Annotated in this window: 10 protein-coding genes; all 10 read left to right on the plus strand. The window is 47.4% G+C overall.

Going from position 1 to position 14,112, the window contains the following annotated elements:
• The first annotated feature begins 234 nt into the window (after positions 1-234).
• Positions 235-1,164: a ribonuclease III gene (gene rnc / locus AXE77_RS05475; protein WP_165846089.1), complete on the plus strand. Its 930-nt coding sequence runs from the start codon at positions 235-237 to the stop codon at positions 1,162-1,164.
• A gap of 211 nt (positions 1,165-1,375) precedes the next feature.
• On the plus strand, positions 1,376-2,251 hold the full coding sequence (locus AXE77_RS05480; protein WP_116712540.1) for an ABC transporter ATP-binding protein: 876 nt from the start codon (positions 1,376-1,378) through the stop codon (positions 2,249-2,251).
• Between the two features lie 15 nt (positions 2,252-2,266).
• Positions 2,267-3,919 (plus strand): hypothetical protein, encoded by a 1,653-nt coding sequence (locus AXE77_RS05485; protein ID WP_165846090.1) that lies wholly within the window; start codon positions 2,267-2,269, stop codon positions 3,917-3,919.
• A 132-nt stretch (positions 3,920-4,051) separates the two neighbouring features.
• Positions 4,052-5,896 (plus strand): D-alanyl-D-alanine carboxypeptidase/D-alanyl-D-alanine-endopeptidase, encoded by a 1,845-nt coding sequence (locus AXE77_RS05490; protein WP_240612665.1) that lies wholly within the window; start codon positions 4,052-4,054, stop codon positions 5,894-5,896.
• Between the two features lie 58 nt (positions 5,897-5,954).
• Positions 5,955-7,073: a tRNA lysidine(34) synthetase TilS gene (gene tilS / locus AXE77_RS05495; RefSeq protein ID WP_116712494.1), complete on the plus strand. Its 1,119-nt coding sequence runs from the start codon at positions 5,955-5,957 to the stop codon at positions 7,071-7,073.
• A complete protein-coding gene (gene hpt / locus AXE77_RS05500; RefSeq protein WP_116712495.1) occupies positions 7,048-7,602 on the plus strand; it encodes a hypoxanthine phosphoribosyltransferase in 555 nt (184 codons plus the stop codon). Before tilS ends, hpt begins: the two co-directional genes overlap by 26 nt.
• Before the next feature lie 155 nt (positions 7,603-7,757).
• Positions 7,758-9,938, plus strand: a complete 2,181-nt coding sequence (gene ftsH, locus AXE77_RS05505; RefSeq protein WP_116712496.1) for an ATP-dependent zinc metalloprotease FtsH — start codon at positions 7,758-7,760, stop codon at positions 9,936-9,938.
• A 270-nt stretch (positions 9,939-10,208) separates the two neighbouring features.
• Positions 10,209-11,387, plus strand: a complete 1,179-nt coding sequence (locus tag AXE77_RS05510; RefSeq protein ID WP_116712497.1) for a dihydroneopterin aldolase — start codon at positions 10,209-10,211, stop codon at positions 11,385-11,387.
• A complete protein-coding gene (locus tag AXE77_RS05515) occupies positions 11,387-11,890 on the plus strand; it encodes a DUF3180 domain-containing protein (RefSeq protein WP_116712498.1) in 504 nt (167 codons plus the stop codon). Before AXE77_RS05510 ends, AXE77_RS05515 begins: the two co-directional genes overlap by 1 nt.
• A 392-nt stretch (positions 11,891-12,282) precedes the next feature.
• Complete coding sequence (gene ettA, locus AXE77_RS05520) at positions 12,283-13,959, plus strand: energy-dependent translational throttle protein EttA (protein WP_116712499.1); 1,677 nt, start codon at positions 12,283-12,285, stop codon at positions 13,957-13,959.
• Positions 13,960-14,112: the final 153 nt, after the last annotated feature.

Genomic DNA, 14,112 nt, shown 5'->3' on the forward strand with positions numbered 1-14,112 from the left:
GGTCGTCAGCGCTCACAAAACACAACCAAATTCCCAATGGGCAGTCACACTATTCTGTCCTGCCTTCGTCAATCGAGACGAAGGCAGACCTCGCTTGCGTTGAAAGCACCCCGTGCTTTCAACCTTGAGCAAGCTCGGCGCTCCGAGTTGCTTTCGCGCGCTAAATCGCAGCGCTCAAGCAGGTCGTCGCGCTCGTTTTTGTGGACTTAATGGCTGGTAAGTAGGGGGACTATAATGGTAGGCGCTATGAACAATCAGAAGAATCAGAACAATCAGAACGGCCAAACCAGCCAAACCAGCCAAACCAGCCAAACCAGCCAGCACCTCCAGAACAATCACCGTACCCAAAGCATCCAAGCCGCTCAACAAACTCACCAGAACCTCCACAACTCGCGCGAGCAGCATGACGCGAGCGGAGTGTTGAGACTAGACAATAACGAAGTTCGTCCGGGGGATCCAACGCAGGAGCTTCTAAGCGCTTTAGGAACCAGCATTTCGCCGGATTTGCTAGTGGAGGCGCTTACGCATCGTTCGTTCTCGCACGAGCATCCAGGCACTCACAACTATGAGCGCCTCGAGTTCTTAGGCGACGCCGTTTTGGAACTCGTTTCCACGGAAACGCTATTTTCCGCGCATCCAGATATGACTGAAGGCCAGCTGGCAAAGATGCGAGCTAAGGCTGTGTCCGAGTGGGCGCTTTCCGCAGTCGCGCGCGAAAAACTTCACGTTGGGCCGTATATTCTGCTTGGTCGTGGCGAAATGGAGCAGGGCGGCAGCAATAAAGATTCTATTTTGTGCGATATCGTAGAGGCTTTAATTGGCGCAACTTTTGTGGAACATGGTATTGATGAGGCGCGCCGAGTGGTACATCGCTTAATTGACGATACTTTGGCGGAGGTGCTTACGGAAGGTCCGGCTCTCGATTGGAAGACTTCGCTGACTGTTAAGGCGCACGACATGGGCTTGGAAGATCCAGAGTATCGTATGTCGGTTTCTGGGCCGGAGTATGCGCCTGTTTTTGAGGCGCGGGCAGTGTTGGCGCACGATACTGGTGACGAAGTGCTGGGGTCGGGTAGTGGTTCAAGTAAGCGAAAGGCGCAGCTTGCTGCGGCTGAGCAGGCTTGGCATGTGCTTGATTCGCGCGCTGGTAAGAAGCGTTCGTAAAGCGTTCGTAAGAATCGTTCGTTGCGCTTTACTTTAGTTTAATTCCACGAGAGTTAATTCCACGAGAGTTAATTCCTTGGTTGATTTTGCTTGCAATAGGCGTATTTGCGTGTCAATTATGAGTATGAGATAATGGTGCTCTGTGCATAAACCGCTGTTGCGTAGCAATGTGGCGCAATTTGCGTGTTTATCTGTATATTGCGAGGTTTCTATGGTAGATTCTGTTCCGGTTTTTGGTGCAAACACTTATTCGAGTGATGCTAGTGATAGTAGCGCGGAAGTTCCAGCGGTGTCTATTCGCGGATTCGTTAAGACTTTCGGTAAAAAAGTTGCTGTAGATAATCTTTCGCTAGACATTCCAGCAGGCTCTTTCTATGGATTGGTAGGCCCGAATGGTGCCGGCAAAACCACCACGATTAAAATGCTTACGGGCTTGCTTATGCCGGATGCTGGCTCGGCTTCGATTTTTGGCAACGATGTTTGGAGTGACGTAAATAGCGCTAAGCGAGCAATCGGTTTAATGCCTCAAGCGGACGAGATTTTTAAGACGATTACCGGCCTTCAGCTTTTAACTTACGCTGGCATGCTTCGCGATATGAGCCGCGCGGAATCCGTAAAGCGCGCGAACGACTTGCTTTCTGCTTTCGACTTAACAGAAGCTGCAAACACTATGGTTTCGGACTATTCAACTGGTATGACTAAGAAGATTTGCCTTGCAACAGCTATGATTCACAGCCCTCGCGTGCTCGTGCTCGATGAGCCTTTTGAGGCAGTGGACCCTGTTTCTAGCGCAAATTTGAAGGATATTCTCGCCGAGTATGTTTCTACTGGCGGCACTGTGATTATTTCTTCGCACGTTATGGAATTGGTTGAAAAAATGTGCTCGCACGTGGCGATTATTAACGAAGGTCATGTTGCAGCTTCTGGCACTCTTGCGGAAGTTGCTCAGGGCAAGGATCTTGAAGATCGCTTTATGGAGCTTGTTGGCGGACGTCACGCTGCTGCGCGTATCGACTGGCTTAACGGCGGTAAGTCTGATAACGCTCCTACTGCTCCTAGCACCGATTATGCCAATTTCAACGCTTAAAAAAGGAGAGCCGTAATGTCTATGATTGTTACCATGGTTCGCCTTCGCTGGGCGCTTACTTTTTCCGTTATGCGAAAGTCGACGTGGCAAAAAATTGGCTTTGGTATAGTCATTGTTTTTGGACTTGCGATTATATGCGCTCTTGGTTTTGCAGGCTGGGAAGCAGGAAAGTATCTTAATCCAGGAATGCTTGCAGATACTAAAGATTGGCAGGAATTCCAATTGATTCCAATAATGGTTGCGTCGATTGTGTCAATTTTTACGCTGTTTATAAACCTGTTTATGTTAGGCAGCGACACAACGCTAAAATCGCGTAGCTTTGCGCTTTACGGCATTCCTTGCGTAAAGCAGCAGGCTGGTATGCTTCTTGGCTCTCTTTTTGGAGCGCTTTCTGTAAGCTGCACAATCGCGCTTGCTTTGTGGTCTTTAGCGTACAGAAACTTTGGAATTGTGCCAGTTTTAGCAAGCGTAATTGCGGCTCCGCTTTACGTTGCAACAATCGTGTCTTTAAGCAAAATGCTTATTGAGCTTTTGGACACTATTTTAATAAACAAGCGTTCAAGAAACATTTTTTACTTTGCTATTTTCGTAGTGTACATGATTTTTGTTTCGTCAATGAACACTCATAGCAGCACGCCAAATGGAGTTTGGTTTGGCTCAAGTTTCTGCGCTGTGTCCGCTTTTACACCATTAAGTGCGGCTATGGCTTTGCCGCTTGACGCTATTAATGGCAACTATCTTGCGCTTGTTATTCGCTTCCTTATTTGCGTTGTAACAATTGCTGCTTGCTTTGCAATCTCCGTGTTCTGCGCAAAATTAGAGCCAAAGCTACTGCGCGGTGAGCAAAAAACAGTTGTTAAAACTAAAGGAATTGGCTTATTTGCAGCAGTTCCAGACAACACAGTTGGTGCGATTATTGCGCGAATTATTAGCGTTATGAGAAGAGATATGCGTCAACTATTTTTGCTTCTTACGCCGCTTTTTATTCTGATAGTTGCAGGAGGAACTAGTTTTAATGCTAAAGGATTTGGTTCTATAGCACAGGACATAGGCGTTTCTAGTTGGCTTATGTATTCTGGTTTGCTTATGGGCATGGTTGTTGGGAACAATATTGCATACGATGGCACAGCTTTTACTATGCACGCGATTATTGGCGTAAAAGGTTTGTATGATCGCTTAGCGCACGCAATAGTTTGGTCCGTGATTTGCGCTGTGTACTTTGCAATTCTTGGAATAGGGGTTTACGCTTTCCTTTTCTTTGTAGCAAATGTTCATCAAAATATGAATGCAGTTATGTTCCAAACTCTTTCTCCAATCGGAGTAGCTTTTGCGACCATAGGCATAGGCTTAATTTCTTCGTGCATTGCAATGTACCCTGTAGCGTCAATCGAAAAGCCATTTTCTAGGCCGCAAGGTTCTGCAGGCGCTAGATCCTTTGCTCCAATAGGTTTTTCGCTTCTTTCTGCAGTATGCATGATTCCGTCTATTGCTGCGGCTATTGCGTTTATGATCCTTAACACGAATCTTTTGTGGATTGCAAGCATTTTGTTTGTAGTAAACGGCTTGATTGTGCTGGTTGTTGGCGTAATTCTTGGTGGCAAAGTAATGGATAAGCGCATGATTCGCATTGTAGAAAACTTGCGCAGATTCGCGTCGATTACTGCGTAATTTGCGCATTTACCAAGCTACTTCTGAACGAATTGCAATATAAGCCATACGTTTTGTTACAAGTGCAGGATATAGTTAGTCGAGGCTGTAGTAAGGCATAATGGTGGCAAATCAGGTGAAAGTAGTGCTCGCATGAACGATAAGAAAGGGTTCAGGAAAAATTCTGATCGTACTCGTAAAGTGAGCACTTTCTCTGATATTGAGCCAATCGACGGCACATATCCACCGATTGCGAACCAAACCACGGATCTAAGCGCGAATCAAAGCGCAAATCAAACGATGGACGCTACTCAACCTGCTCCACAAAAAGATACCCCTCTTGATTCTAAAGTCGTATCCGCAAATACTAGCAATACTTCGTCTTCCAAACCATCCACAATTGAAACGCTCTCACGTTCGTGTGAAAAATATGCCTCCATGCTTTGCAATGGAAAGTACCCCTCACGTTGGAGGCTTCCGATTATTGGCATTTCGGCACTGCTTTGCATAGCAATAATTGTTTCGTATTGCATGCTCGACTTGTTGGATATACTTCCCGGGCCTTTAACGCTACGTCCGCAAGAATCAGCTTTATCGGTTGCGCCAATCCGACAAATTAAAGAGGTACCAACGCTTGCTCAGCCTGTAGGCTACGGTAAAAAAATTAGCAACCAGAAAGCGAATAAACTGGTAAAAGATTTATTATCAGACCCCTCAGTCGGCAATGATACTTCCGCTGTTATTATGGACGCGCGCGGACAGATTGTTGCCGAACGTTTTGCGCGCACACCTCGAGAACCTGCTTCTACGCTCAAAACGCTCACTGCCGCCGTTGCTTCCCGCACGCTCGACATGGGCGCAACGCTTGATACTCAAGTGTTTATGCTACCTACGAAAACTAACGCACCAAAGACAGCTTCTCGTCGCGCTCAACTAGTACTTCGCGGAAGTGGAGACATGCTACTGGGTGTTGGCGAAAACGACATTCACCACGTAAACGGTCGCGCCGGTTTAGCAACGTTAGCAAACAGGACAGCAGAGGTGCTCGCTCTCGATAAGATTCACGAAGTGACGTTAGCAGTAGACGATTCTCTTTTTGGCGCAAAGCGTGAGCCTTCGCTAGTCTACGAAACGGACGACGAGCATCGCTTCTATGCGAAAACGTCGTCAGTGGCAATCGATTGCGCTCGCCAACGCGATATCGTCGCGCAAGGAGTGGATGCTGACGCTGGATCGGATTTCCCGCTTTCTGATCCGAATCCTGCAGCAAGCGTGGGACGCGTGTTTGCGCAATTGTTGCGTAACAAGGGTATTCAAGTTCACGCCGCAAGCCTTAGCAATCTTACTAAATCTGCAAAAACTAAAGGTAACCAGTCCGCTACTTCCTCAGCACCCGCGTCTGATTCCGAAATACCGGTGAGTTTCACGCAATCTCTGATTGTCGCTAATTCCCAGCTGATTGCGAAAGTATCGTCTGCGCCTCTGAACGAAATCATGGGTTACATGCTTCGACTTTCCGACAACACTTTGGCGGAGGAATTTGGCCGTTTAACAGCGTTGGCAGCGCATAAGTCTAACGATCCTGAGGGAGGAGTAAAAGCGGTTGAAGAAGGCTTGCATAAGCTCCATATAGACACGCGCGGGCTTCACATGTCGGATTGTTCTGGATTGTCGCCGAAATCGTCCATTCGTGCGCTCACCCTTGCTCAAGTGCAATTACTGAACGTTGCTCGCAACAGTGGAGGTTCGGCAGCAGCTCAAGGATTGTCACTTCCAGGGTTAGTTGGCAGCACGAGGAGACGTTTAGTAGATCCTTCCGCTAAGGGATTGTTGCGCGTAAAAACTGGTTCGCTTTCAAATGTCACTTCTATGTCAGGTAATGTTTCTCGCCGCGGCGGAGGCGTGCTTACATTCGCTGTTATTGTGAACAATCCTAACAATGGTTGGGGTGCTTCTGTGGCCATTAATAAGTTTATGGCGGAATTGCCAAATTTGTGACTCGCATTGCCCAAAAGCAAGCCTGTGATCTACTCCGATTCGCGCTACACTAGAACCCATGGTGTATTCGTCTCGCATGCGCGCTGGTATTGGAGCGGTAAAACGCTGTTTTGACTCGCTTTCACTTAGCGCACAACACACTTGTTTTACTCAGCATGGTCAGCATTCTCCGGCACCCGATGCTCCGTTAGTGTTGGTGGCGTGCTCCGGAGGTAGGGATTCGCTTGCGTTGACTGCGCTGGCGGCCATCGTGTGTGCCAGCAGAGGGCTTCGCTGTGGTGTAGTAATTGTTGATCACCATATTCAGGCCGGTTCCACTCAAGTTGCTTGTGAGGCTGCGAAAAACTGTGTGAAAGTTGGTGTGGAGGCGTCGAACGTTACTGTAGTGTCGGTAAAGGTGACGGATTCCGGAAAAGGCGAGGAGTCTGCGGCCCGCGATGCCAGGTATCAAGCCATTATTGATGTTGCCAAACGCGAGGAAGCTGCTGTGGTTTTGTTAGCTCACACGGCAAACGATCAGGCAGAAACAGTGCTTATAGGCTTAAAAGATTCCGCAGGATTAGAAGCGGTTGCAGGCATGAAAACCGTGACACAACGCCAAAATGTACGTTTTGCGCGTCCGCTTATTGAGCTAACTCGTAAAGATACCACCGGAATTTGCGAAGATTTAGGAATTGCGTGGTGGGATGATCCAACCAACGGTGACACGCTTTCTCAAGATTTACAACTTGGGGATGAGTATCCGTTACGTTCGCGTATTCGACACACGCTTATGCCGTATATTTCGCGCTTTTTACAAGCAAATATGGTTACGTTACTTTCGCGAGGTGCGAAACTTGCGCAAGACGATCTCGATTATATAAATACTCAAGTCGATACGGTATTGCCAAACGTAATGCGCGTTGACGAAAGTTCACACAGCATAACGTTAGAAAGTGAACGGTTGGCACAGTATCATCCGGCGATTCGCAGACGCATCATAGCCAGAGCTTTAACAGCACTATCTTTGCGTTTTTCCGCAAGTCATATACAGGCAATTGACGAGCTTTGCGTAAATTGGCACGGTCAAAAGCCTTTAGCGTTGCCAGATTGTTACCAAGCCGCCCGACATCATAGGAATATCGTCATTCGTTTATGCAAAGATAGTGAACATGCAAGTTGCAGATATACGAGATGACATCGACTATGAATTAATCAGCCACGAAGAGCTTATGAAGCGTATTCGTGAGGTTGCTAAGCAGGTGAGTGAAGATTACAAAAATCGTAATACTTTACTGGTTGCAGTGTTAAAAGGCGCTGTAAACACGCTCGCCATTTTTTCGCAAGAACTCAGTATTCAAGCTCCTATGGATTTTATGAGCTTGTCAAGCTACGGTAGCGGAACGAAAACAAGCGGACAAATCACCGTTCGTGAAGACTTAAGTACCGATGTGCGCGGCCGTGACGTGCTTATTGTGGAAGATATTGTTGACTCAGGTCGCACTTTGGCTTGGTTAGTAAACGAGTTGAAGAGCCGTGGTGCCGCGAGCGTTAAAGTTTTTGCGTTGCTCAGTAAGCCTGCTCGTCGCGAAGTTGAAGTAACTATCGACTACTCAGGTTTTGAAATTCCTGACGCTTTTGTCGTTGGCTTTGGTATGGATTACGACGAGCGTTACCGCAATTTGGATAGTATTGCGGTGCTGAAGCCATCTGTGTATGGCGCTTGATTTTTATTGACGACACTTTACGCAACGTATATACAAAAACGTTCTATGCGTAACGTTGTATAAAAACGTTCTGTACGTAACGTTGTATAAAAACGTTATAGACAAAACGTTATATCCAAATTTTATGTGAGGAGTTTGAAAGGAGCCTTACTTATATGGGCGCTTCTCCTATGACACCACGAGGTCCAATGGGTGGCGGCAACGGAAATAATGGAAACAATCCATTTTTAAATCCGCGTAATCCGCGTAATCCACGTAATCCACGTAATAATAACGGTAAGCAAAATAACAACCACAATGCCAACAATGGTGGCCGTCGTTCGTTCTGGCAGTCGCCTTGGACGTGGATTGTGCTGTTGGTGCTGCTGTCGGTTGCCGGATTCCAAATGTTTGCTCACAACGGTGCGCAAACTATCGATACTCAAGACGGCATAGCTTTGGTGCGTTCTAACGCTGCCAACTATGTAGAGATTATCGACAATAAGCAACTGGTGAAGCTTACGTTAGATAAGCCGTTTAAGAAATTTGATAAACGGGATAAGCAGAAGCGCGATTACGGTAAGGAAGTGCAGTTCTACTACACGCTTTCTCAGGGTAAGTCGATTATTCACGACGTCGAGACCGTTAAGCCAAGCAATGGTTGGAACGTAAGTATGCAATCTTCCAGCATACTTTCTTACCTCATAACTTCCATGCTGCCGATTTTGATTCTGCTTGGACTGCTGTGGTTTATGTTTGGGCGTATGGCTGGCTCTGCTGGAGGCGGATTGCTGGGCATGAGCGGCGGTCGTGGCCGCGGTAAGCTGCTTGAAGGACAAACTCCTAAGACTAAGTTTGCCGACGTTGCTGGCGAGCAGGCTGCTGTTGAAGAAGTTGAAGAAATTAAGGACTTCTTGAAGGATCCTTCGCGCTACAAGGCTTTAGGTGCGCGTATTCCTCGCGGCGTACTGTTGTACGGCCCTCCAGGAACCGGTAAGACGCTTCTTGCGCGTGCTATTGCAGGCGAAGCAGGCGTGCCGTTCTATGCGATGGCTGGTTCTGACTTTGTGGAGATGTTCGTTGGTCTTGGTGCTTCTCGCGTGCGTGAGCTGTTCGACGAAGCAAAGAAGAACGCTCCTGCAATTATCTTTATTGATGAGATTGATGCAGTAGGTCGTCGTCGCGGAAGCGGTATGAACGGTGGCCATGACGAGCGTGAGCAGACACTGAATCAGCTGCTGGTGGAGATGGATGGTTTTGACAACGATACGAATTTGATTATTATCGCTGCCACGAACCGCCCAGATGTGCTTGATTCCGCGTTACTTCGCCCAGGTCGATTTGACCGTCAGGTTGCTGTTGAAGCTCCAGACTTGGAAGGCCGTGAGGCAATTTTGAAGGTTCACGCTAAGGGCAAGCCTTTTGTTCCGGACGTCGACCTTCACATGGTTGCTGTTCGCACGCCTGGTTTTACTGGCGCTGATTTGGCCAACGTTCTTAACGAAGCTGCTCTGCTTTGCGCTCGCTCTGGCGCGCAATACATTGATAATCGTGCCATTGATGAGGCTATTGATCGCGTTCAGGCTGGTCCGCGCAAGAAGTCTAAGGGTATGGCGTTGGATGAGTTGCGCAACACTGCTTACCATGAGGGTGGTCACGCTTTGGTTGCGGCTGCTTTGCATCACACGGATCCGGTGACTAAGGTGACGATTTTGCCGCGCGGCCGTGCGCTTGGTTACACTGCCGTTATGCCGACAACGGATCGTTACTCTCAGTCTCGCAACGAGCTTCTCGATCAGATGGCTTACGCTATGGGCGGTCGTACTGCTGAGGAAATCGTATTCCACGATCCAACAACCGGCGCTTCTAACGATATTGAAAAGGCGACGGCAATTGCTCGTAAGATGGTGGTTGAGTTTGGTTTCTCCGCTAAGCTTGGTGCTGTTAAGTGGATGGATGCTGACGAGGATTCTGGTTCGCTCGATTCGTTGCAGCCGCGCAAGTTCTCAAACCGTACGGCTGAAGTGATTGATGACGAAGTGCATAAGCTGATTGAAACTGCTCATACTGAAGCATGGGAGATTATTAACAATAATCGCGATGTGCTTGACGAGTTGGTTCGTCAGTTGCTTGCAAAAGAAACGTTGAACGAGAAGGAACTTAAGGAAATCTTTAGTAAGATTCGTAAAGCTCCTGAACGTACGCTGTGGTTGTCTGACGAGCGTCGTCCGGATTCGGATGTTCCGCCGGTTCAGATTCCAGAAAATCTGAAGCACAACGAAAATTCTGCAAGTTCTGAAGAAAGCAATTCTGTAGGAAGTAATTCTGAAGAAACGAGTTCTGAAAAATCTGAGTAGAAAATTCGTAAGAAGGCGTTGTAAAAAAGCCTTGTATTAATGAATTTCCGGTAAGCGCTGATAACAGTATTGTTATCGGCGCTTATTTTTTTGATTTGTAGGATTATTTTTACGGAAGTTTACGTATTATTGCCATATTGCGAGTACAATGTATCGAAATATAAATAATTGAAGATTACCGTACAACAAATATTATGCTTACAAGGTGCTTCGTATGTCAGTAGACTGGTAACATATCGATTCACTGATGAGGGGGGAGATGAGAAGATTATGGACACAATAAGTTTGATGGGCATTCGTCCGAGAGGCAATGAGATAGTAATCGGCGTATACCGTTACTTATATATTGACGCTGTTTTACAGTTAGATTTGCATACGGCGGCGCGGGGAGTGGAAGAAAACGCTGTTGATATTCCGCAGATTTCCGACCGTCTTGCCTCTGTTTTGACTCAGTGCGGAGAAAATAGCGAGCTTCAGGAGAAGCCTTCTATTGCGTTGGAAGTTATTGCGAAAGCTGCGTCTGATGCTGCAATGCGTACGTGGCAGGTTCGCGAAGCCGATATTACCGTTCACGCTTCGATGAGAAGTGAATACTACGATTTGCAGAGCACAGTTGACGATGTTTCTGTTACTATGCACAGCTACGCTACCAACGATTTTGAGGTAAAAAGTAGTGCTATACCTGAGTCGATTGCCACTGTTGCTGCGCGACTTGGGCAGATGGAGGTAGATGATTTTGACGATAGTCCAGATGCGCAGGTGCGTCGTTCAATTATTGAAAAAGTAGAAGAGGAAGCTCGTAATAAAGATGCTGCGAACGCTGCCGCAGCTGCTGCTTCCGGATCGGATGATGCTAATCAATCGGAAAACGACACGCCGCACGGCACTGACATCGTTAAAAAAGAAAAACTTTCGCCATTGTATGGTATATGTCCTGTTCCTATGCAAACGAGTGCGGTAATTTCACTGCGCGGCGAAGCGAATCGAGCTACGCGTTCTGCTATGCTGAGAACAGTTGCACTGCTCGAGCAGGATCGAAATTCGCAGGTCGACGGCGTATCGGCATTGTATATTGCTAATAGGCTTGAAGGAGATATTTTTTCTGCGGTTTTGGTGTTGTCAACGAGTGCTGACGATTATGAGTTACTTCGCCTTGTCCGCGCTGTAAATTCTTTACACAAGGATATAGTGAACGTACACATATTAGGCACTCGCTCGTATGGTGCTTCCGCTTTAGAAACTAAAACGTTGAGTGACAAACTTGCCTCTCAGCGAACTGTGGACATTGTTCTAGCAGACCCTACGGCAGATGAACTGATACCGTGGATGCAGATAGAGCCTGATGCGGCGTTGGATGGTGATCCAATTTCGTACTCGTTGGCGTTTTCTGCCGATGCTCAATGCGTTGGTTTATACTCAGATCAATGGCTTATGGGGGATGATTACTGATGAAAGCGTATCGCACACCTTGGTGGTACTTGGTACTAGGTTTGCTATTCGGCTTCGTATTGGGTGCATTTTTGGTATCTTCTACGGAATCGAGCGCTATGTCGCTGGCTGGAGCACCGTGGGTTGTAGTAGCAATCATGGTGGTTTTTGGCATAGTGACTTTTGTTATGTCTTGGCAAACGCATCAGAGTGTTGTCTCAAAGTCTAAAAATAAAAAGCGTACCAATCCGCAATTTGCTGTTGCGGCGCTAATGTTGTCCAAATCTTTGGGGATGGCTGGAGCTATTTTATCCGGCTGGTATGTAGGACAATTGCTAATGAGTTTGCCACACAGCGAAATAATTTTGTATGCTTCAGTTATTCGCGAATGTGCTATTGCGGGTTTGATTTGCTTTGTAGATATGTGCTTGGGTATTTTAGGCGAGTGGTTGTGCCAATTACCTCCTGAAGATGGTCCTGAAGCTACGTCAGCAAAATCCTCCAAAACGACGGCATTCTGCTGAAATCCTGCTGAAATTCTGCTTAAATCTTAAGTACGCGTATTTCTGTAGCCTTTGTTTTCTCTGCGCTACTATTTTTTGTTAACGCTTGTTAGCGTTTCTATGCCGGTTAGAATCTGTTATCGTTTGTTTTTTTGTGTGTTTTGCGTGCGGAGATTGCTGCGAGGTTGCAGCGATGTAATGTATTTGCCGCATGAGAGAATAGTTCCCGGTACTTTTGCTGCTTTTGCTAACGATTTTCCTCTATGACACGCGTAGTGTGCACGTAGTTTTTTGTATGGCGTATGAAGCGTGTGAAACTTGCGCACCAAGCCAAGGCACAGTGTCAAGGTTAAGTTTTCGCAAAGCCGCAGCAAACGCTGGAATTCCAACGTTATTAAGGATGGTATATTACTTTGGCTGAATTTATTTATCAAATGATTAAGGCGCGTAAGTCGTATGGGGACAGGGTGATTCTCGACGACGTTACCTTAAGCTTCCTTCCAGGCGCAAAAATTGGCGTGGTTGGCCCTAATGGTATGGGTAAGTCGACGTTGCTGAAAATTATGGCAGGTTTGGAAAACGTTTCAAACGGTGAAGCTTCTCTTACTCCTGGCTATACGGTAGGTATTTTGCAGCAGGAGCCGCCGTTGGATGAAACCAAGACGGTTGGCGAAAATATTAAGATGGCTTTTGGTGAGATTGCCCAAAAAGTGGCGCGTTTTAACCAAATTGGCGAAGAAATGGCCAATCCGGACGCCGATTTTGACGCTCTGATGGAAGAAATGGGCAAGCTGCAGACGGAAATTGATGCGGCGAACGGTTGGGATTTGGATTCTCAGCTCGAGCAGGCAATGGACGCTTTGCAATGCCCAGATCCGGATTCTCCTGTTTCTGTGTGCTCTGGTGGTGAGAGGCGTCGAGTGGCGTTGTGCAAGCTCCTGCTTGAGGCCCCAGATTTGCTGCTTTTGGACGAGCCTACTAACCATTTGGACGCGGAGTCTATTTTGTGGTTGGAACAGTTCCTGCACAAGTATGAAGGCGCTGTTATTGCCGTAACCCACGACCGCTACTTTATGGACAACGTAGCTGAGTGGATTTGCGAAGTTGATCGTGGTCAGCTTTATCCATACAAGGGCAACTATTCCACGTACTTGGAAACCAAGGCTAAGCGTATGGAAATCCAGGGTGCCAAGGATGCCAAGCTTGCCAAGCGCTTAAAGAACGAGTTGGATTGGGTGCGTAGCTCGCCGAAGGCTCGTCAGGCAAAGAACAAGGCGCGTTTGGAACGCTACGATCAGATGGAGCAGGAAGCACGTAATTCCAAGAAGCTCGATTTTTCCGAGATTCAGATTCCGGCTGGTCCACGTTTGGGCTCGCAAGTTTTGGAAGCCAAGCATATTCACAAGGCTTTTGGCGACCGTGTGCTCATCGACGACTTGTCGTTTACCTTGCCGCGTAACGGTATTGTTGGTGTGATTGGTCCGAACGGCGTTGGTAAGTCTACGCTGTTTAAGACGATTGTGGGCTTGGAACCGCTTTCTGGCGGCGAGCTTATTGTGGGCGACACGGTGAAGATTTCTTACGTAGATCAGAATCGCGCTGGCTTGGATCCTAATAAAAACTTGTGGGAAGCTGTTTCAGGAGGCCTTGATTTTATTGAGGTTGCTGGCGTTGAGATTCCTACTCGCGCTTACGTTGCTAGCTTCGGTTTCAAGGGTTCGGATCAGCAAAAGCTGACGGGCGTACTTTCCGGCGGTGAGCGCAACCGTTTGAACTTGGCTTTGACGCTTAAGCAGGGTGGCAACTTGCTGCTTCTCGATGAGCCTACGAACGATTTGGACGTTGAAACTTTGGAAAGTTTGGAGAATGCTTTAATCGAATTCCCGGGTTGCGCTGTGGTTGTTTCGCACGATCGTTGGTTCCTTGATCGCGTTGCCACGCATATTCTTGCTTGGGAAGGCGACGACGAGAATCCTGCAAAATGGTATTGGTTTGAGGGTAACTTCCAAGCGTACGAGGAAAACAAGATTGCGCGCTTGGGTGAGGAAGCTGCTCGACCACATCGTTTGCACCGTAAGCTCACGCGATAATTTGTAGGTAAGTTGACCTCGTTGCTACTTTGATACGTTGCTACGCTGTTAGTTAGTTACTTAGCTACTTAGCTACTTTGTTAAGTCGTAACGAAAAAGTCGTAACGAAAAAGTCGCAACGAGGCCGTGCAAACCGCATCTAATAGCGCTACA

It is taken from the genome of Gardnerella massiliensis, assembly GCF_003408845.1.
GTDB lineage: Bacteria > Actinomycetota > Actinomycetes > Actinomycetales > Bifidobacteriaceae > Bifidobacterium > Bifidobacterium vaginale_H.